22 protein-coding genes are annotated in these 20264 nt (G+C 58.8%); 13 read left to right on the top strand and 9 right to left on the bottom strand.

What is annotated here, in order from left to right:
- Positions 1-10 precede the first annotated feature (10 nt).
- Positions 11-1660, bottom strand: a complete 1650-nt coding sequence (locus ABD806_RS12950) for a Glu/Leu/Phe/Val dehydrogenase dimerization domain-containing protein (protein ID WP_344958640.1) — start codon at positions 1658-1660, stop codon at positions 11-13.
- Between ABD806_RS12950 and ABD806_RS12945 the strand changes: the two genes are divergently transcribed.
- On the top strand, positions 1659-1817 hold the full coding sequence (locus tag ABD806_RS12945; RefSeq protein ID WP_344958638.1) for a hypothetical protein: 159 nt from the start codon (positions 1659-1661) through the stop codon (positions 1815-1817). The genes ABD806_RS12950 and ABD806_RS12945 overlap by 2 nt on opposite strands.
- Before the next feature lie 29 nt (positions 1818-1846).
- Here ABD806_RS12945 and ABD806_RS12940 read toward each other — a convergent pair whose 3' ends face one another.
- Positions 1847-2569 carry a ferredoxin--NADP reductase gene (locus tag ABD806_RS12940; RefSeq protein WP_344958636.1) on the bottom strand — a complete coding sequence of 241 codons (723 nt, stop codon included), beginning with the start codon at positions 2567-2569 and terminating at the stop codon, positions 1847-1849.
- A 290-nt stretch (positions 2570-2859) separates the two neighbouring features.
- Here ABD806_RS12940 and ABD806_RS12935 point away from each other — a divergent pair, with 290 nt between their 5' ends.
- Positions 2860-3240, top strand: coding sequence for a hypothetical protein (locus ABD806_RS12935; protein ID WP_344958634.1), 381 nt, complete (start codon positions 2860-2862; stop codon positions 3238-3240).
- Positions 3241-3373: 133 nt separating this feature from the next.
- On the opposite strand, the gene bioH is transcribed toward ABD806_RS12935, so the two are convergent.
- Entirely contained in the window at positions 3374-4138 is a 765-nt protein-coding gene (gene bioH / locus ABD806_RS12930; protein WP_344958632.1) for a pimeloyl-ACP methyl ester esterase BioH, read from the bottom strand.
- 34 nt (positions 4139-4172) lie between these two features.
- On the opposite strand from bioH, the gene ABD806_RS12925 reads away from it, so the two are divergent.
- Together ABD806_RS12925 and nfuA are read left to right on the top strand one after the other, a co-directional pair.
- The gene (locus ABD806_RS12925) at positions 4173-4868 is read left to right on the top strand and encodes a ComF family protein (RefSeq protein WP_344958630.1); all 696 of its coding nucleotides are present in this window, start codon (positions 4173-4175) and stop codon (positions 4866-4868) included.
- Between the two features lie 70 nt (positions 4869-4938).
- Positions 4939-5517: a Fe-S biogenesis protein NfuA gene (gene nfuA, locus ABD806_RS12920; RefSeq protein WP_344958628.1), complete on the top strand. Its 579-nt coding sequence runs from the start codon at positions 4939-4941 to the stop codon at positions 5515-5517.
- Between the two features lie 89 nt (positions 5518-5606).
- On the opposite strand, the gene ABD806_RS12915 is transcribed toward nfuA, so the two are convergent.
- Entirely contained in the window at positions 5607-6257 is a 651-nt protein-coding gene (locus tag ABD806_RS12915; RefSeq protein ID WP_344958626.1) for a TetR/AcrR family transcriptional regulator, read from the bottom strand.
- A 500-nt stretch (positions 6258-6757) separates the two neighbouring features.
- Here ABD806_RS12915 and ABD806_RS12910 point away from each other — a divergent pair, with 500 nt between their 5' ends.
- From ABD806_RS12910 to ABD806_RS12890, 5 genes are all read left to right on the top strand, one after another.
- The gene (locus ABD806_RS12910; RefSeq protein WP_344958894.1) at positions 6758-7681 is read left to right on the top strand and encodes a TAXI family TRAP transporter solute-binding subunit; all 924 of its coding nucleotides are present in this window, start codon (positions 6758-6760) and stop codon (positions 7679-7681) included.
- Positions 7682-7779: 98 nt separating this feature from the next.
- Positions 7780-9717 carry a TRAP transporter permease gene (locus tag ABD806_RS12905; protein WP_344958624.1) on the top strand — a complete coding sequence of 646 codons (1938 nt, stop codon included), beginning with the start codon at positions 7780-7782 and terminating at the stop codon, positions 9715-9717.
- An 88-nt stretch (positions 9718-9805) separates the two neighbouring features.
- A complete protein-coding gene (locus tag ABD806_RS12900; protein ID WP_344958622.1) occupies positions 9806-10174 on the top strand; it encodes a RidA family protein in 369 nt (122 codons plus the stop codon).
- A gap of 1 nt (position 10175) precedes the next feature.
- Entirely contained in the window at positions 10176-10535 is a 360-nt protein-coding gene (locus ABD806_RS12895; protein WP_344958620.1) for a RidA family protein, read from the top strand.
- A 106-nt stretch (positions 10536-10641) separates the two neighbouring features.
- Positions 10642-11886: a cyanate transporter gene (locus ABD806_RS12890; protein WP_344958617.1), complete on the top strand. Its 1245-nt coding sequence runs from the start codon at positions 10642-10644 to the stop codon at positions 11884-11886.
- Between the two features lie 211 nt (positions 11887-12097).
- Here the strand turns inward: ABD806_RS12890 and gpsA are convergent, their stop codons facing one another.
- From gpsA to ABD806_RS12875, 3 genes are read right to left on the bottom strand one after another with little or no spacing between them, the layout of a single operon-like run.
- Positions 12098-13102 carry an NAD(P)H-dependent glycerol-3-phosphate dehydrogenase gene (gpsA, locus tag ABD806_RS12885; protein WP_344958615.1) on the bottom strand — a complete coding sequence of 335 codons (1005 nt, stop codon included), beginning with the start codon at positions 13100-13102 and terminating at the stop codon, positions 12098-12100.
- Positions 13103-13582, bottom strand: coding sequence for a protein-export chaperone SecB (gene secB / locus ABD806_RS12880; protein WP_344958613.1), 480 nt, complete (start codon positions 13580-13582; stop codon positions 13103-13105). It lies immediately after the preceding gene.
- A gap of 34 nt (positions 13583-13616) precedes the next feature.
- Positions 13617-14045: a rhodanese-like domain-containing protein gene (locus tag ABD806_RS12875; protein ID WP_344958609.1), complete on the bottom strand. Its 429-nt coding sequence runs from the start codon at positions 14043-14045 to the stop codon at positions 13617-13619.
- A 224-nt stretch (positions 14046-14269) separates the two neighbouring features.
- Between ABD806_RS12875 and gpmM the strand changes: the two genes are divergently transcribed.
- Together gpmM and envC are read left to right on the top strand one after the other, a co-directional pair.
- The gene (gene gpmM, locus ABD806_RS12870) at positions 14270-15802 is read left to right on the top strand and encodes a 2,3-bisphosphoglycerate-independent phosphoglycerate mutase (protein WP_344958607.1); all 1533 of its coding nucleotides are present in this window, start codon (positions 14270-14272) and stop codon (positions 15800-15802) included.
- A 10-nt stretch (positions 15803-15812) separates the two neighbouring features.
- Positions 15813-17084, top strand: coding sequence for a murein hydrolase activator EnvC (envC, locus tag ABD806_RS12865; RefSeq protein ID WP_344958605.1), 1272 nt, complete (start codon positions 15813-15815; stop codon positions 17082-17084).
- Here the strand turns inward: envC and ABD806_RS12860 are convergent.
- Complete coding sequence (locus ABD806_RS12860) at positions 17070-17321, bottom strand: YkgJ family cysteine cluster protein (RefSeq protein ID WP_344958603.1); 252 nt, start codon at positions 17319-17321, stop codon at positions 17070-17072. The genes envC and ABD806_RS12860 overlap by 15 nt on opposite strands.
- Before the next feature lie 190 nt (positions 17322-17511).
- A complete protein-coding gene (locus tag ABD806_RS12855) occupies positions 17512-18084 on the bottom strand; it encodes a gamma-glutamylcyclotransferase (protein ID WP_344958601.1) in 573 nt (190 codons plus the stop codon).
- A gap of 126 nt (positions 18085-18210) precedes the next feature.
- On the opposite strand from ABD806_RS12855, the gene ABD806_RS12850 reads away from it, so the two are divergent.
- A complete protein-coding gene (locus tag ABD806_RS12850) occupies positions 18211-18594 on the top strand; it encodes an acetyl-CoA sensor PanZ family protein (RefSeq protein WP_344958599.1) in 384 nt (127 codons plus the stop codon).
- Positions 18595-18878: 284 nt separating this feature from the next.
- Positions 18879-20255, top strand: a complete 1377-nt coding sequence (locus ABD806_RS12845; protein WP_344958597.1) for a class II fumarate hydratase — start codon at positions 18879-18881, stop codon at positions 20253-20255.
- Positions 20256-20264 lie beyond the last annotated feature (9 nt).

The following is a 20264-nucleotide window of genomic DNA, read 5'->3' as shown; positions in this document are numbered from 1 at the left end:
TTCCCCCCTGTTACGGAAAGACACCGCGCAACAGCTTGGCGTCGGTGACCCGCGTCACACCTTCGATCAAGGCGGCCGTACGCATATCGAGCTGTCGCTCCTGCGCCAGACGCAGGGTACGCTGGAAGGCATCGAGCAGTATCGTCTGCAGCCGGCCGTTGATCTCATCCAGGGTCCAGGTCAGGTTCTGCATGCCCTGCACCCACTCGAAATAGGACACGGTGACACCGCCGGCGTTACCGAGGATATCGGGCAGCACGAATATGCCCCGTTCAAACAAGATTTCGTCGGCCTCCAGCATGGTGGGTCCGTTGGCACCTTCGGCCAGCAGCCGGCAGTTGATCCGCCCGGCGTTTTCAACCGTCACCTGGTTCTGCAGGGCGGCCAGCGCCAGCACGTCGCACTCTAGCTCCAGCAACGCCTGGTTACTGATGGCTTCGGCGCCCGGAAAACCCGCCAGCACCCGGTGCTCGGCGACGTAGGCGAGCAAATCCGTCACCGACAGCCCTTCCGGACAATAGAGGCCGGTAGAGACGTCGCTGACGCCGATGATCTTGACCCCCGCCTCGGCGAGGAAACGGGTGGTGTAGCTGCCGACATTACCGAAGCCCTGCACCACGGCGGTCGCCTTGTCGAGCTCGAGCCCCAGATGCGCTGCCGAGGCTTCAATCAGGTATACCAAGCCGCGGCCGGTCGCCTCCTTGCGTCCCAGGGATCCGCCCAGCACCACCGGCTTGCCGGTCACCACCGCCGGCACCGCATGGCCGACCTGCTGGCTGTAAGTATCCATCAGCCAGGCCATAACCTGCTCATCGGTGCCCATGTCCGGGGCCGGTATATCCTTGTCCGGCCCTATGATATCGATGATTTCGGCGGTATAGCGCCGGGTCAGCCGCTGCAGCTCCCGTTTGCTGAGGCTGGTGGGATCAACCCGCACACCGCCCTTGGCGCCGCCGAAGGGCAGCTTCATCAGCGCGCACTTCCAGGTCATCCACATCGCCAGGGCCGCCACCTCGCCCAGATCGACGTCCTGGTGATAGCGGATCCCGCCCTTGGTCGGCCCCATCGACAGGACATGCTGTACCCGATAGCCGAACACGGTTTCCACCTGGGATCTATCGTCGCGAAAGAAGGGAAAAGACACCATCTGCGTACGTTGCGGGAACAGCAGCCGCTGGCGGATATTATCGTCCAGGTCCATGTACTGGGCGGCCTTGAGGAATTGCTGCTGGGCCAACCGGAACATGGGGGAATCCCACTCCCCCCCCCGGGCTCGGGCCCGTGACAGGGTATAACGGATCGACCGGCTCAGGGCGGTGCTCTTGAGGTTGGACTTGACCAGGTAGTCGTAGGCGCCGGACTCCACCGCCCGCGCCGCCAGCTTGACATCGTCCAGGCTGGTGAGGATCACCACCGGCACCTGCGGCGCCGCCAGCCGCACCCGCAACAGGGTTTCCAGTTCCTGGCTGTCGGGCAGGACCAGATCCAGCAACACCAGATCCACCTCTCCCCCTGCGAGTATGCTCAGGCCGTCGGCCAGGCATTCAACCGCCTCGACCTCGCATTGCAGCTGGGTGTCGGCCTTGAGCAGCTGCAGGACCAGCCGGCTATGGAGTGGGTTGTCTTCTATCAGTAGCAGACGAATGGGAAGTTCGACCATGGCAGCAGTCCTCATGGCACAACAACGGCAGGGCAGCAACCCCGCCATAACAGCCGCCCATCATGTCAGCCGCGGCCATCCTGAATATAGGCTAAGGGTAGGTCAGGCCGGCTCAAGAAACCACCAGAGCCAGGCCCTGCACAGGGAGGTGCGCTAACGGCCTGGCTCAGGATGGGTCTCTTTTACTCAGTAGCCAGAGAATTCCTCGCTGCGGATATTATCCTCGTCGACCCCCGCCTCATGCAGCATCTGGCACATGGCCTTCACCATGGCCGGTGGCCCGTCCAGGTAATAGATGGGCCGGGACAGATCATCCAGATGGCGTCTCAGCATGGCCTGATCGATGTAGCCGGTTTCCCCCTGCCAGTCGCGCCGTGATTTATCCATCTGGGTCATGGTGGCGATCAGGGAGCAATTGACATGTTGCGCGCAGGCCCGGGTCAGCTCGTCCAGGAAGGCGGCGTCTTCGGGCCGCCGGTTGGCGTAGAACACCAGCAGCCGATGGCCGACCTTATCGTGCAGAGCCTGCAGGATAATGCTTCTTACCGGTGTCACCCCGATGCCGCCGGTGATAAACACCGCCGGTGTCTCGGCCTTGTTATGCAGGGTAAAAGAACCATAGGGTCCTTTCAGGGTCAGCTCGGTGCCTACCGCCATGGCGCTCAATACCCGCTTGAAGGCAGTATCCCGTATGCGGGTGGCCACCATCAGCTCCGGTTCATAAGGGGCGCCGGCCAGCGAAAAAATACGGCCGTTACCCTCTTCATCGGTTTCCGGGGGATCGATCAGTCCCAGGCGGGCACACTGGCCAGCCTGAAAATCGAATCCATCCGGCTTATCGAAGTAAAACGCCATGGTTCCATCGGCGATGTGCTGTTTGCGTTTGAGCTTCAGGGTACAAGTAGTCATGGCACGCACCTCCTTGTGGTCGCTCCCAGTATAGTGCAGTTGAACAACCACTATGTGCTCTTCAGCCAACCCAGCAAAACCTGCTCAACACCCTGCTGCTTCCATTGAATGATTATCAGTATTAAATTTGATTTAATTGGCTATTTGTTATCTTCCGCCAAGACCAGAATATTGAAATAGACTCTGGTGAAACCTTTCGTTAATCTCTAGCCCGCGTTAAGAATATCTAAGAGCGCTAAGGCCAAGGTCGCGGCCTGGGATAGCGACGCAATCATATCGGGATAAATAATATGAAAATAAAGTCTTTATTGGTGGTAACTGTCGTTGCTTCATTGACGACCGGCTGTGCATCTATTATCAATGGCACTAACGATACAGTGAGCATCACCTCTGACGCAGATACTTCGATTTATGTTGATGGCAACAGAGCTGGTCGAGGTGATATCACAATCCCTCTGAAGCGTGGTAAAACACATATTATCACAGCTAAGAAAGAGGGATGCTTCGCAAATAGTATCGAGACCCAAACAGCCTTTGATAAAACAAGCCTCTTAGGAATTTTGATAGATTTTGGCATCGTATCAATTCCTCTGGACTTTGCTATTGGAGGTGCGTCTGAAATTTCACCCAGAATTTACAACGTAGAAGCGAACTGCTCAGGTAACGCATAAAACATTGTAATTGTTTATAAAAAGTGAATGACCAACACTACCTTTAAAAATATCTTTGTATGATATAAAGCCAGCCTGCGAAAGCAGGCTCTGCTTACTACGAACTGAAATTAAGTCATGATCCCGCACTAATTCAACTCAGCAGAAACTCCCGGATGACACGCGCCGTGGCTTCGGGATGGGAAATAAAGGGGGCGTGGGAAGCCTTGGCCTCGATATGGCTCTGGCTGGCGGGCGCCAGCCGGTCGATCAGGGCCGCCGCCTTTCTCGGCACCAGGCCGTCCAGCCGGCCATAGAGCCGCAGCAGGGGCACCTCCAGCATCGCCAGTGAGGCACGTAAATCACCCTGGCCTAGCAGCGCCAGGCCCGAGGCCAGCGCCTGCGGGTCCGGGGCCGGCTTGCGGCTCAGGCTGTCACGCAGCCGGCGGATATCTTCCCGGGCGTGCTCACTGCCCATGGCCTGCAGCGCCAGGAAACGGTTGACCACCTGCAGATGATCGTCGGCCAGCTGCCGCTCGAACTCCGCCAGCACCTCCGGCTTGATGCCAGGCCAGTCCGGCTCGGCAACAAACTTGGGCGAACTGGCCAGGGTCACCAGGTGGCGGACCCGCCCCGGTTGCTGGACCGCCAGCTGGGTGGCGATAAGCCCCCCCAGCGACCAGCCCAGCAGGCTCGCCTGGCTGGGCATGACCGCCAGCACTGCCTGTGTCCAGTCCTGCAGGCTGGCGTTCGCCGGCAGGGCCGGGCTCTCTCCGAAACCGGGCAGGTCAACCAGATGCAGGCAGAAATCCTGCTCCAGCCACTCGGCAAAGGAATGCCAGACAGCCCCGTTCATGCCCCAGCCATGCAGCAGCACCAGATCGGGTCCCTGCCCGCGGCGTTCTATATATAAACTCATCTACACTCAACAAAAGAACCGGAAAACCAGCCCCATGATAAAACGCTTGCGCGGCTTTGCACAATCCGGCTCCCTGTGGTGGGGACAATGCCTGCTCTGCCGGCAGGACTGCCAGCAACAGCCGTTGATCTGTCGCCAGTGCCGGGAAGCGCTGCCAGGACTGAAACATCCCTGCCCACTGTGCGCCTTTCCACTGCCGCAGCAAGGCGCCCACTGCGGCCATTGCCAGCGCCATCCGCCCGCCTGGGATCGGATGCGGGTACTGGCCGACTATGAATACCCTTTCGAACAACTGATCCAGCGACTCAAGTACCAACACCAGCGACTGGCCGGGCGCCTGCTGGGCCAGTTACTTGCCGAGCGGATCAGCCCGCCCTTGCCGGAAGTCATCCTGCCGGTGCCGCTACACTGGTGGCGGCGGTGGCGCAGGGGGTACAACCAGGCCGAGGAAATCGCCAGGGGCCTGGCCAGCCGGTTGCCCGTGGCCATCGACTGCCGCAGCCTGCGCCGAATTCGCGCCACCCCGGCCCAAGCCCGGTTGAGCCGAAAGGCCCGGCGGCGGAACCTGCACCGGGCCTTTCGGCTGGCCCCCGTACACTACCGGCATGTGGCCCTGCTCGACGATGTGATTACCACGGGCTCGACCATGAACGAACTGGTCGGGCTGCTACGCCGGCAGGGCGTGGAAACAATAGAAGTGTGGGCATTGTGCCGTACTCTCGAACACTGACGCTATTCATCGACCGGCAACAAGAGTATGATAAAAGTTGAGTTGTTTAGTCAGGTTTACGAGGATAGCGATGATTACAATTTCAGAGACCGCCCAGGGTCACTTCCGCAAGCTCTTGTCGCAGCAGCCGGAAGGCACAAGGATCCGTGTTTTTGTGGTCAATCCGGGCACGCCCAACGCCGAGTGCGGTGTCTCTTATTGCCCTCCTGATGCCGTCGATCATGATGACACGCATCTGCCTTTCGAAGGTTTCGAGGCAGTGGTAGACCCGCAAAGCGCCCCCTTTTTAGAAGCGGCAGATATCGATTTTGTCAGCGACCAGATGGGCTCACAGCTGACCCTGAAAGCCCCCAATGCCAAGATGGGCAAGGTGCCGGATGATGCCCCCCTGGCCGACCGTATCGAGTATGTGCTGCAGTCCCAGATCAACCCCGGACTGGCCAGCCACGGCGGCAAGGTAGTTCTGACCGAGATCACCGAAGACGGCCTGGCCATACTGCAGTTTGGCGGCGGCTGTAACGGTTGCTCCATGGTCGACTATACCCTGAAAGAAGGCATTGAAAAGCAGTTGCTGGAGTTGTTCCCCGGTGAACTGACCGGCGTACGAGATGCCACCGAGCATGAGCGCGGCGACCACTCCTACTACTGAGATTTCCTAATTATGGTAAACCCCCTGATGCCAGTCGGTAAGCCGACTGGCATCAGCGTAATTGCCAGACTCTTCCTGCATAAAAGAGGCTATCGTCGGTTCAGATAAGCGAGGATCAATTCGCGCACATGCTGATTACGTTCCGCAAGCCACTCTGGTTGTCCCAAATCCTTATTGAAAGTAATGGAAAGGGTATACTGGTTGGACAAATGTACATAACAAAGAGACAGAATTGAAATATAGAGTTGGAAAGGGTCTATACCCGTACGGAAAGATCCGTCCGCTTCCCCATTGAGCAGAACATCGCGGATCATATCGATTAGAAAGGCACCTCGCTCTGGAACCACCTGTAGCGTCTTCAGAAATTTGCCACGATGAATATTTTCGATCTCCACCATACGGATGAATTCGGGATGTGCCAGCATATGCTCGAAGGTGAAGTCGACCAGCGCGACTATCGCCTCCTCAGGACTCAGGTGGAGTAGATCTATCTCGGCCTCTTTGGCACGCAGATCTTCATAGACCTTTTCCAGGCAAGCCTGATACAGCCTCTCCTTATTGCCGAAGTAGTGGTAAAGCATCCGGATATTGATTTGTGCCCGGCGGGCAATGTCTTCGGTGCGCGCCCCGTCAAACCCTTTGGCACAGAACTCTTTCATCGCCCCGTCCAGAATGTCCTGCCGTGATGCAACGGCATTGCGCGGCCTGGGAGTGCGCCTTGTTTTTTTCTGGGCGTCCATAAGACCTCCTTGATTTGCCCCCGGATACAGACGGCAGTACTCCCTCTCCGGCAGTTGGGGGAGATATCCGTGCTGGCGGAATCCCGCATGGACCCATGCTTCATATCCAAGCTAGGCCGGAGTGGTGAGAATATCACCGGTACATTGATTGACAAACATACAGCATGTAAGTATAAATTTACTTACATCTTGGCCGAGATGATACCAAAACCCGGAAATCGAAGCAAAAACCTTTGTTTTTATAAAGTTTTCTTTGTTCCGGACAGGGTTTAAGCAGTGAGTCGGTTCATCACCATGGAAAGGAGCAGAACATGAAATGTTGCAATCATACTTGGCCGCCATATGGCCGGGGTCAGGGACAGGCAGTTCGTTATTCTAGCAGGCAATCCAGACCACAGGGCTTCCCGGGCTGGCCTCGTCGTGTGGTACTGACGTCATTTCTGACGGTGATGGGCCTGTTTGCCTCGGCGACTATGGCTCAGGAAGCATTCTCGGTGAAGATGCTGACCGCACCGTTTGGGACCAACGTGCATGCCAAGTATGCCGCCTTCGGCCAAGCACTGGGGAAAGACCACCCCTGGCTGCGTCTTGAAGCCCTGGAAACCCCAGGCTGGGTCTATAACTCAATAGAGATGGCCAAAAACCCTGACTTGCGTAAGGACACCTTGTCGGCCATCAGCCCGGGGGCCCTGTTTGCCGCGGCTCAAGGCATGCGTCCCTGGCGCAGTCCTACCCAGGCCGAGGGCTGGAAAGCACTGTGGGTATATTATGTGCTGACCGGGTATTTTGTCACCACCGATCCCGATATTGAAACGCCGGAGCAAGTCGCCGCCTCGCGCATGGGTTTAGGCAGGGCAACCCAGACCCACTGGTCGGTTTTCCCCCGTTTGTTTCTCGAGCAGGGTTATGGATATCGGTTGAACCAAGTGGACAGCCTGGGACCCAGTGAAGCGATGCGGGCCATGTTGGACGGGACAGTGGACACTGCCGCGGTTTCAGACAGCTTTACCTATGATTTTCAATCCCGCAGCGCCCCCGGCGCCATGATGGAGCTGGAAAGTTCCGGCCGTAACTTCCGGTACATTTCCCACGCGGAACATGCCGCTATCGATAAGCTGAATAACACAATGGGCTCTGCCTTCCTGAAAATGACGATCCCGGCTGGTGCCTTACCTGGCCTGGAGGCTCCAATGGAGACTTATGGTGATCCTGCCACCGTTTATGCTCATGAGGAATTTCCGGAAGAAACTGCCTATGAACTGGTCAAATTCATGATGACTAACTGGCAGGAGTTGCAGAAACACCACTCCCTGTGGGGCTTGACCACCCCCAACACCTGGGTTGCCGGACAAACGGTACAAACTCTACATCCAGGCGCCGTACGAGCCTATCGTGAAGCCGGCATCCATATTCCCGAGGAATAAGCTCCCTCACTGTGTCCCCAAGGCCGAGACAGGGTCCGGTCTTGGGAGTTAAGGCGATATCGTCATCGCCATAGCAACCTTTCTGGGAAGTGAAATTTATGCACTCAGTTTCAAAAAACGCTGCAGATATCATCATAAGAGGATTAGAGGGGCTGATCCTCTTTGGTGGCGCCGGTATTGCCCTTTATCATTTTATCTACGTGTTCACTACACTACAGGGCTCGACGGAACACTATATCACCCACATTACGTTCGGGGTCATCCTCTGTGCCCTGACCCCCATGCTGAAAACACTGAAATCCGAACGCACCCGTCATAAAAAAGTGGTAGCGACCCTAGCCCTGGCCACCGTACTGCTTTTGGGGACGGCCGCACTGCTCTACATGCGCTTTTACGCGCGAGACCTGGAAGACTTTTTTCCCTACTTCGAACCCCATCAGTTGCCCATTGGGATTATGGCCATCGCCACTATCCTGATCATGACCTGGGTTCACTGGGGACCCACCCTGCCACTGCTGACCCTGGTTGCCATCCTCTACTTTTTCCTGGGTCATCTAATCCCTTCCGAGGGGGTCTTCATGGCCCTCAACCATGCCGAGTTCGATCCCTATTATGTGATGGGCTATCTGGGCCTGAGCCCAACCCAGGGCTTTATCGGCTGGATCATCCCTGTATCGGCAAACTTCATCTTCCTCTTTGTGATCTTCGGTAACATACTGCTGCGTACCGGGGTTGTGGAAATGTTCCTGGAGCTGGGCCGCGCCATAGGCAATGTCCTCAAACCCGGCCCCGCCTATGCGGCGACCCTGGCCAGCGCCATGGTAGGCACCGTCACCGGAGCCCCCGGTGCCAACGTGGTGCTGACCGGGAGTGTCACCATTCCGGCGATGAAGGCGGTCGGCTTCAAGGGGCATCATGCCGCAGCGGTGGAGGCCTGTGCCTCAACCGGAGGACAGATCATGCCGCCGGTAATGGGCGCGGCCGTGTTCATCATGGCGGCCTTTATTAACCTGCCCTACATCGAAATCGCGCAACGCGCTCTTGTACCCGCCCTGCTGTACTTCACCGCCGTCGCCGTGGGCATTTATTTTCTGGTCAAATCCCTGGGCATCAATCCGCCCAAGGTGCAGGTCTCCCACCTGATGATCTGGCGCCGCTTGCCCTGCTTTTTTATTCCCTTGGGGTTGATCGTCGCACTGCTGATCCAGCGCTATTCCCCTATGTATGCCGCTACCTTAGGTACTTTAGCCCTGCTGGCAGTATCCGCGGTACTGCCCGAGACCCGGATATCATTCAAGAAGCTGGTTCAGGCCCTCAGCGAGGGGGCGGTGCAGGGGGCACAAATCGCCATGGTCTTGTCCTGTGTCGGCATGTTCTCCCAAGTGGTGATCACCACGGGATTGGGAGCCAAGCTGGGCGAGTTTGTCATCGGCCTGACCGACGGAACCCTGCTACCGACCCTGCTAGCAGCCATGGTAATCTGCATCTTGCTCGGTATGTCAGTACCCACTGTGCCGGCCTATGTGCTCACTGCCTTGGCGGTGGGTCCCACCCTGGTCGGACTCGGTGTAGATGTGCTGGGCGCACACCTGTTCGTGTTCTATTTCGCGATCTTCTCGACCCTGACGCCCCCCATCGCCATGGCCTCTATCGTGGCCGCCCGTATAGCCGACGCCGGTTTCATGCGAACTTCTCTCGAAGGCCTGCGTTTGTCGCTAGTGGGCTATTTCATTCCCTTCGCCTTTATCTTCCATCCCGCCTTGCTGAATTTTCCCAATATCGGAATGGAAGGCACCATCGCTCTAGCGTCCACTCTGCTAGTGTGCGTGACCTATAGCGCGGCAAGCTACGGCGCCTTCGGCACCCACCTTTCCACGCCGCTGCGGTTCTTATTCGCCGCCGCCACCCTAGTCGGTGGACTGTATCTGCTGGGATATGGCTCCATGGCCCTGACCGGCCAGTTGCTTCTGTCACTGCTCAGCATGGCCATCGCCGTGTGGCGCCATCGAAAATGCCCCTTGCCGGCCACCGCCTGAGGATCCCTCCCCAAATCCGTTGCACCATACCGGCTATTCGTCCCGCCAGGGGCGGATAGCCACACATCAGAACAATGAGGAACCAAACATGACGATAACGCACATGGATATTACTTCTGTCCCCGATGCGGTGATGAGCCACTGTGTAATACACGGCAATATGGTATATCTGGCCGGCATAAGAGCCAGCACCTTCCCGGCCGATATCCGCACTCAGACAAAAGAAGTGCTCGCAACTATCGATAGCTACTTGGCACGGGCGGGCACAAAACGAAGCAACATCCTAACGGCCCAAGTCTGGCTCAAGGATATGGGCCTGTTTCAGGAAATGAACGAGGTCTGGAATACCTGGGTCGACGCAGAGTCCCCACCTTCCCGAGCCTGCGTCAGCGGTGAATTGTGTCGCCCGGAGATTCTGGTTGAGATCATGGTGACCGCACTGAAGGGGGGTAACTAAAATGGCCATTGAACGCTACGGCATTGTCAACTCTCCGGGCAGGCCAGTGATGAGCCTGGGTTTGGCCTGTGATGACTGGGTCACCGTGTGCGCCACAGCTCCGGATCGTACCACCGGCGTCGCCGATCAAACCAAACAGGTCCTGGATTTACTGGAGCAGTACCTAATCGAGGCAGGGACCAGCCGCACCCGGGTGCTCTCAGCCATGGTCTGGCTGCGTGATATAGCCGATTATGAAACTATGAATGACGTTTGGAATTCCTGGGTGGACCCAACCCGTCCCCCCGTTCGTTCCTGTGTGCAAGCTCAAATGGCAAGGTCGGAAATAGCGGTGGAAATAAGGATAATAGCCGCCCGCTAAATAACCGCGCCGGACCGGGCCAAAGTCGTCAGAGCCGGATCAGGCCCCTGACTTAGGCGCCTATGGTTTCAACGCCAAAACCAAGGTGATCGGGGAGAGCTTCCAAATGAAGATGCACGAGGACGGACAGTGGAAGGATGAGCCACGGATCGGCTTTTTATTGTTGTTGCTTATTGGTCTGAATCTGAGGCCTTTCTTAACCTCACTCGGACCGGTATTGGATAAGGTGCGCCTTGATACTGGGGTGAATTACGGCACTGCGGCGTTCATCACCTCACTGCCTTTCCTGCTCATGGGAGGTCTGGCTTTTGCCAGCGTCATCCTTATCAGGCATTGTGGTGAACGCTCGGCCCTGATGGCCGCATTAACGCTCTTGGGGGTTGGCTGTGGAGCCCGACTGTGGATCGAAGGGGGCGGCAGCCTAGTACTGAGTGCCGGCCTGGCGGGGAGTGGTGTCGCGGTTATCCAGGCCCTGCTGCCGGGGGTAGCCAAGCGCTGGTTTCCACATCGTATCAATCTGGCCATGGGACTCTATTCGGCAGCCTTGGTGGGCGGAGGTGCTCTCGGAGCCATCGTCAGTCCCTGGGTGAGCGAGCAATTGGACAGCTGGCGCTGGGGCTTGGCACTCTGGTCACTGCCAGCGTTCATGGTCCTGTTGCTATGGTATTGGCTGGCCCCTTCCCCCCCCACGCCAGTCAGCAACGACGCTTGCTCCCCGGGGTTAACTCCGTTTTTGCTCAACCGTCGTGCCTGGCTGTTGGCACTTTACTTCGGCCTGGCCAACAGTGGTTATTCCAGCCTGGTGGCTTGGCTTCCCTCCTTCTACCGCGAGTATGGCTTTGGGAGTCAGTCCACTGGAAATCTGCTGGCATGGATGGCCTTGTTTCAAGCTGCAGCCGCCTTGCTGATGCCCTGCTTGGCCAGGAAGTCCAAGGATCGACGTCCGGTGCTCTACCTAGCCCTGCTGCTTCAGCTGGCAGGATTTATCGGGTTTGCCCTACTGCCGGGCAGCTATCCCTGGTTATGGGTGGCCCTGGCAGGATCCGGACTGGGTGGTTTTTTTTCCCTTAGCCTCATCCTCAGCCTGGATCATCTTCACCAGGCTCAGGCGGCGGGTACCCTAGCCGCCTTTGTGCAGGGGGTGGGATTTATAATTGCGGCGACGGCACCTTGGCTGCTGGGAGCTTGGCTGGATCTGGGCGGCAACTTTGTTTCTGGCTGGTGGGTTCATGGCGGGGTAGCCTGTTCTATGCTATTCCTGTCTAGGATCTTCGATCCCGACGGTTATCGCCACGCGATGGGAAACTTACAGCCACGGCTCAGGACAGCGGCACATCCGGAACGGCTATAAAACAGACAAGGGGAGCATAGCTCCCTTTTATTGCTTATATGGCAACCAGACTTCCACTGCAACGGGAGGGGTCAGTGCCGCCAGCTTTCTTCGCCAAGGCAGGAGATGCCGTCAGCAGTCAGTGACTCAACTGAATACTCACGGGTTTACTGCGAGCCGGCAGAACTGACCCTTTTACAACCATACGGCTCAAGCTGACTATGCCACTGCTTTACTCGGCCTTGCGATCCCGTCCCAGCAGGGCCAGTGCCGCATCCTTGGCATTCTTGCCCTGGTACAGCACCTGATACACCTGCTCACAGATGGGCATTTCCACCCCATGGCGGGCGGCCAGCTGGTGCACTTCCTCGGCGTTGCGATATCCCTCCACCACCTGACCTATCTCGGCCATGGCCGTATGCACATCCTTGCCCTGGCCCAGGGCAAGGCCGAAACGCCGGTTGCGGGACTGGTTGTCGGTGCAGGTCAGCACCAGATCACCGAGGCCGGCCATGCCCATAAAGGTTTCTTGCTCGGCGCCCAGGGCCACCCCCAGCCGCTGCAGCTCGACCAGCCCCCGGGTGATCAGGGCGGTGCGCGCATTGGCACCAAAGCCCAGTCCGTCAGACAGCCCAGCCCCGATGGCGATCACATTCTTGACCGCACCGCCCAACTGCAGGCCGACCATATCGGTATTGCTGTAGACCCGGAACGAGCGGCCGCAGTGCAGCAGATCGGAGAGATCCCGGGCAAAGTCGTCGTCGGTCGAGGCCAGGGAAATCGCCGTGGGCAAGCCCATGGCCAGTTCCTTGGCAAAGGTAGGGCCGGATAACACCGCCAGCGGGACCTGTTCGCCCAGGATCTGTCGGGCGACATCCTGCAACAGGCAACCGGACTCGGGATCCAGTCCCTTGGTAGCCCAGGCGATACGGCTGTCGGCCCTGAGATGGGGCTTGAGCCGCTTGAGCAGCCCGGCAAACACATGGCTGGGCACCACCAGCAGCAAATCGCGGCTGGCCTGCACCGCTTTCGCCAGGCTCGCCTCCAACTCCAGGCTGTCGGGAAAGCTCACATCCGGCAAAAAAACCTTGTTGCACCGATCCCCGGCGAGGGTGGCCACCTGCTCGGGCCTGTGAGCCCACAACAGGGTGCGGTGGCCGTTGCGGGCCAGGGCGATGGCCAATGCCGTGCCATAGGAGCCGGCACCCAGTACTGAGATGGCGGCATCCGCTTTCATTCAGGCATCCGCCTGCGACTGGGCCGCACGCTGCACATGGGCGGCAAACAGGGCATCGAAGTTTACCGGCGCCAGGTTCAGCTGCGGGAAAGAGCCCTTGCTCACCAGGCTGGATACCACTTCGCGGGCATAAGGGAACAGGATGTTGGGGCAGAAGGAGCCCAGGCAATGGGCCAGCTGCGGCTCGGCCATATTGCCGATGGTGAAGATGCCGGCCTGCTGTACTTCACACAGGAAGGCGATTTCCTCTTCGCCCAGCTTGCAGGTAACGGTAAGGGTCAGCACCACTTCGAAGACATTGTCACCCAGGCGGGCGCTCTTGGTATCCAGATCCAGCTTAACGTCCGGGGTCCATTCTTTCTGGAACACCAGCGGGGTACCCGGGGTTTCGAAGGAAATATCCTTCACGTAGACACGCTGGATCTGGAATTCAACCTGCTGTTCGGGTTGAGCGTTGGCACCGTTTGCTGCTTCAGCCATGAAGATATCCTTATATGCTGTCAGATAATGGAGATTAACGTTTGGTGATCGGCAGGTTCTGGCTGCGCCAGTCGGACAAGCCGCCGCGCAGGGTATAAACCTGGGTGAAGCCAGCCTTGCTCAGCACCCGGCCGGCGGCACTGCTGGTCATACCGGTGTCGCACACCAGCACCACGGGCGAGCCCTTGTACTTTTCGATCAGATTCAGGTTGTTGGCCTTGAGCTGAGTATTGGGCACATTAATGGCGCCGGCGATATGGCCCTTGCGGAACTCCTCTGCGGAGCGGATATCCACCACCACGGCGTCCTGCTTGTTGATCAGCATCACGGCCTGCTGGGAACCGACCACGGTCACCTTGGTCAGCTTGGACATGACCGACATATAGATCACGGCACCGGCCAAACCCAGCCAGGCCATGGTCAGCAGGGTATGATTGGCGGCAAAGTCAATGTACTCTTGCATGATTTACTTCTTCTAAGGGAATATTCGGAAAAGCCCGAGTATACATGGGGTAACATCAAATAACAGCCCGAACCTAGGTCGAAACCGGGATACAAAGTATCTCCCCGGCAGGCTGATCATGATCTCATTCCCCGACTTCCGTTCTGGCGACGAAATCGGCAATTGTAGTAATATAACCAACAATTTCAGTTTTCTTCACATCATCAAACAATAGGATTAACACCATGAGCGCACCCAAGAAGCCATTGGCTCTCATCATCCTGGACGGCTGGGGCTACAGTGAAAAGACCGAGCACAATGCCATTCTCGCCGCCCATACCCCGGTGCTCGACCAGCTGATGCAGACCCGTCCCTCAACTCTGATTTCCACCTCGGGCGATGATGTGGGCCTGCCCGACGGACAGATGGGCAACTCGGAGGTAGGGCACGTTAACATTGGCGCCGGCCGTATCGTCTATCAGGACCTGACCCGTATCGACAAGGCCATCAAGGACGGCGACTTCTTCACCAACCCGGCGCTGACCAAGGCAGTAGACGGGGCTGTGAGCCAGGGCAAGGCGGTACATATCATGGGCCTGCTGTCCGCCGGCGGTGTACACAGCCATGAAGATCAGATCGCCGCCATGATCAAGCTGGCCGCCGAGCGCGGCGCCGATGAAATTTACTTACATGCCTTCCTCGATGGCCGGGATGTGGCTCCCCGCTCGGCTCAGGGTTCGATCGAGCGGTTCGACCGTTTGTTTGCCGAACTGGGCAAGGGTCGCCTGGCCTCCCTGATCGGCCGCTACTATGCCATGGACCGGGATAACCGCTGGGACCGGGTTCAGTCTGCCTATGAGTTGTTGACCGAGGGCAAGGCCGATTACCAGCATGCCGATGGGGTAACAGCCCTGCAGGCGGCCTATGACCGGGAAGAAAACGACGAGTTCGTGAAAGCGTCCGTGGTCGGCGAGCCGGTGGCCATGCAAAACGGCGATGCGGTTATCTTCATGAACTTCCGCGCCGACCGGGCCCGGGAAATCACCCGTGCCTTTGTCGATAGCGACTTCACCGGTTTCGAACGGGAAGCCCGCCCTGGCTTAAGCGATTTTGTCATGCTCACCGAATACGCCGCCGACATACATACCAGCTGCGCCTACCCCCCCGAGCAGCTGGTCAATACCCTGGGTGAGTGGCTGGCCAAGCACGACAAGACTCAGCTGCGCATTTCCGAAACCGAAAAATACGCGCATGTCACTTTCTTCTTTAACGGTGGCCAGGAAGACTGCTTCACTGGCGAGCAGCGTGAACTGATCCCCAGCCCCAAGGTAGCCACCTATGATCTGCAGCCGGAGATGAACTCGGAACTGCTCACCGACAAGCTGGTCGCTGCCATCAAGAGCGGTGAGTTTGATGTGATTATCTGTAACTACCCCAACGGCGACATGGTCGGTCATACCGGCGTCTACGAGGCGGCAGTCAAGGCCTGTGAGGCGGTGGATAGATCCATCGGCCGGGTGGTCGCGGCGCTGGCAGAAGTGGGTGGCGAGGCGCTGATCACCGCCGACCACGGCAATGCTGAACAGATGGTCAACGAACAGACAGGTCAGGCCCATACCGCCCATACCAACCTGCCGGTACCGCTGATTTATGTGGGCCGGGATGCCACCCCGGTAGCGGATGGCCGCTTGTCGGACCTGGCCCCCACCATGCTGACCCTGATGGGCATGGAGATCCCCCCGCAAATGACTGGCAAGCCCTTGATGGTTCTGAAATAATCAGGGCCCTATGGGCGCCCAAAGTCTGATTAGAACCCTGTTGTTGAGCACCGGCCTGATGGCCGGTGCTTGCGCCTGGGCGAATGACAGCAAGGAGTTGAAGGATGTCCAGGGTCAGATCGCCAGCCAGCAACAGAACCTGAAACAGCAGCAGGACCAGCTAAAGCGGCTGCAACAGCAGCTGGCCAAGGACGAGAAAGCCATTTCCGTCCTGGCCAAGCGCCTGAACGACACCCGCGATCAGTTAAGGGCCGGCCAGGCCGACCTGGCCAAACTCAATCAACAACACCGGGAACTGGGTCGCCAGGCCGAGCGCCAGCAAGCACTGCTGGCCGAACAACTCAAGGCGGCCTACCAAAACGGCCGTCACGACTACCTTAAGCTGTTGCTCAATGGCCAGGACAGCGCTGATATCGATCGCCTGCTGCACTACTACGGACACCTCAACCAGATCCGGGCCCAGGCACTGCAGGAGCTGGCCCGTACCCGGCAGCAACTGGCCGAGAACCGCCGCCAGGCCGAGCACACCCAGGCCGAGCTCAACCGCCTGCTGAGCCGGCAACAACAGGAACAAGACAGCCTCAGCAAGACCCAGGCCGAACGCAGCAAGACCGCCAAGGCGCTCAATGCCACCCTGACCCAGGGCAACCTGCAGCTGAGCAGCCTGCAGCAGGCCGCCAGGCAGCTGGAGCAGAAGATCAGAGAAGCCCGGGAAAAGGCGGCACGCGAGCAGGCTGCCCGGGAAAAAGCCGCCCGGGAACAGGCCGCGCGCGAGCGGGCAGAGCGGGAAAGGGCAACACGCGAGCGGGACCATCAGGACAATGCCGGCTCCGCCGGGCCTCGCCGCCCGCCCCCGGTGGTGGTGACCCCGAGCGGTAACTTCTCCGGCCTGAAGGCCGCCAAGGGCAAGCTGCCCTGGCCCCTCAACGGCAGGCTGATCCACCGTTATGGCAGCCCGCGCACCAGCCAGCTCAGCTGGAAGGGGCTGTTGATCGGTACCCCGGTCGGCCAGCAGGTGCGGGCCATCGCCAACGGCCAGGTACTCTATGCCGACTGGCTCAGCGGTTTCGGTATGGTGATGATCATCGATCATGGCCAGGGCTACATGAGCCTGTATGGCCATAATCAGTCGCTGCTATTGCAGGCCGGAGACAAGGTATCGGCCGGGCAGCCCATCGCCCTGAGTGGCGAAAGCGGCGGCCAGTCAAACTCCGGGCTCTATTTTGAAATCCGTCATCAGGGCCAGGCCATCGATCCCCAGGCCTGGCTAGCGCGTCGCTAGCTCCAGCTCGGTCAGCAGCCAGACCGCCTGCTGGCGGCTGTCACCACAGACATCCGCCGCCGCCTTGAAGCGGTCGCACACCGCCGGCCGCTCGGGCCGGCCGAACAGGCCACAACGAAAATCCGCCAGCAGGTGAACACAAGGCTCGCCCGCCGCCTTACCATCGGGCATGCCCGGGATGGGACCACTGATACTGGGGGAGATGCAGCAGGCGCCACAACCACTTCGACATTCCATCTCATTACCTCGCTGAAAAAATAGCTGTAGCTTTAAGCCATTAGCTGTAAGAGCAACATCCGCCACTGGTAGACCCAAATTTATTCGGAAGTCCTGCCATCAGCGGTGTGAATTTCAACCGTTAAAACGGATCCTACAAAAACACAAGGTTGAGGTGTGTTGATTTAACTTACAGCTGACCGCTTATGGCTTACAGCTTTGTTCCTGTGCCGGGCAACGATGCCGCCAACATCGAGACATGGTGATCGTCCACCCCCAGTTCATCCAGCGCCCGCGCCAGGTTGAGCAGATAGTCCCGGTTGCTGCCACTGGGGCCCCAGGCCTGATCGATCTGGGCGGCCATCACCGTCAGCGGGGCCTCGCCCAGAAAGGCGGCATTTTCCTCGGTGGCCAGATAAATCAGCCCTTCCGCCGCCTGCTCGGCATCAAAATGCACCGGCACCAGCGCACGCAGGTAACCGTTTTTCTCCCGCATATCCAGCTGGGCCAGAATGTCGGGCCGAATCCGATAGGCCATGCCGTGACAGTGTGCACCGGGCTCACGAGTCAGCGTTACCACCCGCCCGGGGGCGTCTGGGGTACCGCGATGATCATGGGAACCCTGCCAGAAGCGGCGGCTCCAGCCGCGGATCCAGGCCGGTCGGCGCTCAAGAAAAGGGAAATCCGCTTTCCAGATCAAAGACCCATAGCCGAACAGCCAAAAGGAGTCGTGGTCGTCGAAGTGGGTCATGCGGCGATTGTGCTGGGTGGTGTCGAATGTCATGGCAAACCAGTTGCTGTTGTTGATACCTGTCCCTCATGATGCTACGCCGTGTTGAGCTTGTCGAATCCTGGTCAGAACGGCCCCGGCTTCATGGTAAACTGTCATTTTTTCGGCAAGGATTTCATCATGCGACTGACCATCCATACCCTGACCCAGATCCCCGAGCAGCATAAGGCACATGTGGATCTTATCCTGCATTCCACACCGGATATCCAGTTACCTGAGCAGGCCTGCTTTTATCTGGCTACCTTTAATGACAAGGCCGTCGCCCTCGCCTGGCGCCAGGATGATCGGCTGGGGTATGTGGCGGTGCGGGATCTGACCCGCCGCCGCGGCATCGGCCGCGAGCTGCTGCGTCACATCAAAGAAGACGCCAAACACTCAGGCCTGACCCGTCTGCGGCTCGATCCGGCCCAGGCCAGCCCCGCAAACCGGCCCGGCCTGCTGGCATTCTTGCAGGAGCAGGGATTCACTGGCACGGAGCACCTGCTGAGCTACTCTGTGTATTAACCACCAAGCTATTCCCAATGTGAAATCGCGGGTTGCCGGTGAAAGGGATTACCGCAACCGGCCATCCGCGCCAGGAATTGCGCGGATGGCCTCCAGGGGGCGAGGCTACTCGCCGGGTCGAGCTATGTCAGGCTGACCGAATATCCTGTGAATATTCGCAGCAGGCTGAAACAGCGAGTGCCATGTCCCACTGCAAGCCGGCGGAGTTAACCCTGTTGCCGCCACGCATCCGGGCCACCACGTCAGCTATCTTTCCAACAATGCAGCCCGTGAGAGGAATCGCCATGAAAATGCGTACCGAACGAGACTCAATGGGTGAAATACAGGTGCCGGCCAACGCCCTGTATGGCGCCCAGACCCAAAGGGCCATCAATAATTTTCCCATCTCCGGTCAACCCATACCCATGGCCTTTATCCACGCGGTGGCCCGGCTCAAGGCCGCCTGTGCCTATGCCAACGCCCGGCTTGAACGCCTGGATAACAACAAGGCCGACGCCATCATCCAGGCCGCCAATGGGGTGATCGAGGGCCTGCATGACGCAGCCTTCCCCATCGACGTCTATCAGACCGGCTCGGGCACCAGTACCAATATGAATGTCAACGAAGTGCTGGCCCATTTGGCAAGCCGGGCACTGGGTACCGAGGTCGGCGCCAACGACGACGTCAATATGGGTCAAAGCTCCAACGATATCATCCCCTCGGCGATCCATGTCAGCACCGCCCTTGGGTTAAGCCGGCAGCTGCTGCCGGCCCTGCTCGACCTGGAGCAGGCCATCCTCGGCAAGGCGGAACAGCTGGACCGCCAGGTCAAGACCGGCCGCACCCACCTGATGGATGCCATGCCCATCCGCTTCGATCAGGAGCTGGGAGGCTGGGCGGCACAGATCCGCCACGGTCGCGAACGGCTGGAAGGCCTGCAATCCCGGCTGCAGCAGCTGGCCCTGGGCGGCACCGCCATCGGCACCGGCATCAATGCCGATCCGGCTCAGGCCGAGCTGGCCTGTGACTATCTGAACCAGCAGACGGGACTGGATTTTTGCCCGGCGGACAACTACTTCTACAGCCTGGGCAGTCAGGACACGGCGGTGGAGGTCTCGGGCCAGCTCAAGACCCTGGCGGTCGCCTTGATGAAAATCGCCAACGACTTACGCTGGATGAATTCGGGCCCGCTAACCGGCCTGGCCGAGATCCAACTACCGGCGTTGCAACCCGGCTCGTCCATCATGCCGGGCAAGGTCAACCCCGTGATCCCCGAGGCGGTGGCCATGGTAGCCGCCCAGGTGATCGGCCTGGACAGCGCCGTCACCATCGCCGGCCAATCGGGCAATTTTCAGCTCAATGTGATGCTGCCCCTGGTGGGTAACAATCTGCTGACCATGATCAAGCTGCTCGGCAACTGCAGCCCGCTGCTGGCCGACACCATCACCGGCTTTACCGTCAATGAAAACAATATCGCCCGCAGCCTGGCCAAAAACCCGATACTGGTGACCGCGCTCAACCCGGTAATCGGCTACGGCCGGGCGGCAGAAATCGCCAAGCTGGCCTATGCCCAGGGTCGCCCCATCCTGGAGGTGGCCCTAGAGCAAACGGATCTGGACGAACAAAGCCTGCGCAAACTGCTGGACCCTATGGGGCTGACCCTGGGCGGTAGTAAAACCTAACCAGGCCGC

This window comes from Zobellella aerophila, assembly GCF_039539325.1.
GTDB classification, from domain to species: domain Bacteria; phylum Pseudomonadota; class Gammaproteobacteria; order Enterobacterales; family Aeromonadaceae; genus Oceanimonas; species Oceanimonas aerophila.
This window is presented reverse-complemented; position numbering and strand designations above follow the sequence as displayed.

Coding starts and splice junctions, on each gene's coding strand:
- envC (WP_344958605.1), top strand. CDS start 15,813: ATGGGCGCCCAAAGTCTGATTAGAACCCTGTTGTTGAGCACCGGCCTG.
- ABD806_RS12935 (WP_344958634.1), top strand. CDS start 2,860: ATGAAAATAAAGTCTTTATTGGTGGTAACTGTCGTTGCTTCATTGACG.
- ABD806_RS12940 (WP_344958636.1), bottom strand. CDS start 2,569: ATGACTACTTGTACCCTGAAGCTCAAACGCAAACAGCACATCGCCGAT.
- ABD806_RS12860 (WP_344958603.1), bottom strand. CDS start 17,321: ATGGAATGTCGAAGTGGTTGTGGCGCCTGCTGCATCTCCCCCAGTATC.
- ABD806_RS12895 (WP_344958620.1), top strand. CDS start 10,176: ATGGCCATTGAACGCTACGGCATTGTCAACTCTCCGGGCAGGCCAGTG.
- ABD806_RS12890 (WP_344958617.1), top strand. CDS start 10,642: ATGAAGATGCACGAGGACGGACAGTGGAAGGATGAGCCACGGATCGGC.
- ABD806_RS12910 (WP_344958894.1), top strand. CDS start 6,758: ATGCTGACCGCACCGTTTGGGACCAACGTGCATGCCAAGTATGCCGCC.
- ABD806_RS12915 (WP_344958626.1), bottom strand. CDS start 6,257: ATGGACGCCCAGAAAAAAACAAGGCGCACTCCCAGGCCGCGCAATGCC.
- ABD806_RS12855 (WP_344958601.1), bottom strand. CDS start 18,084: ATGACATTCGACACCACCCAGCACAATCGCCGCATGACCCACTTCGAC.
- gpsA (WP_344958615.1), bottom strand. CDS start 13,102: ATGAAAGCGGATGCCGCCATCTCAGTACTGGGTGCCGGCTCCTATGGC.
- gpmM (WP_344958607.1), top strand. CDS start 14,270: ATGAGCGCACCCAAGAAGCCATTGGCTCTCATCATCCTGGACGGCTGG.
- ABD806_RS12850 (WP_344958599.1), top strand. CDS start 18,211: ATGCGACTGACCATCCATACCCTGACCCAGATCCCCGAGCAGCATAAG.
- ABD806_RS12845 (WP_344958597.1), top strand. CDS start 18,879: ATGAAAATGCGTACCGAACGAGACTCAATGGGTGAAATACAGGTGCCG.
- ABD806_RS12900 (WP_344958622.1), top strand. CDS start 9,806: ATGACGATAACGCACATGGATATTACTTCTGTCCCCGATGCGGTGATG.
- ABD806_RS12950 (WP_344958640.1), bottom strand. CDS start 1,660: ATGGTCGAACTTCCCATTCGTCTGCTACTGATAGAAGACAACCCACTC.
- nfuA (WP_344958628.1), top strand. CDS start 4,939: ATGATTACAATTTCAGAGACCGCCCAGGGTCACTTCCGCAAGCTCTTG.
- ABD806_RS12905 (WP_344958624.1), top strand. CDS start 7,780: ATGCACTCAGTTTCAAAAAACGCTGCAGATATCATCATAAGAGGATTA.
- ABD806_RS12925 (WP_344958630.1), top strand. CDS start 4,173: ATGATAAAACGCTTGCGCGGCTTTGCACAATCCGGCTCCCTGTGGTGG.
- ABD806_RS12945 (WP_344958638.1), top strand. CDS start 1,659: ATGGCAGCAGTCCTCATGGCACAACAACGGCAGGGCAGCAACCCCGCC.
- bioH (WP_344958632.1), bottom strand. CDS start 4,138: ATGAGTTTATATATAGAACGCCGCGGGCAGGGACCCGATCTGGTGCTG.
- ABD806_RS12875 (WP_344958609.1), bottom strand. CDS start 14,045: ATGCAAGAGTACATTGACTTTGCCGCCAATCATACCCTGCTGACCATG.
- secB (WP_344958613.1), bottom strand. CDS start 13,582: ATGGCTGAAGCAGCAAACGGTGCCAACGCTCAACCCGAACAGCAGGTT.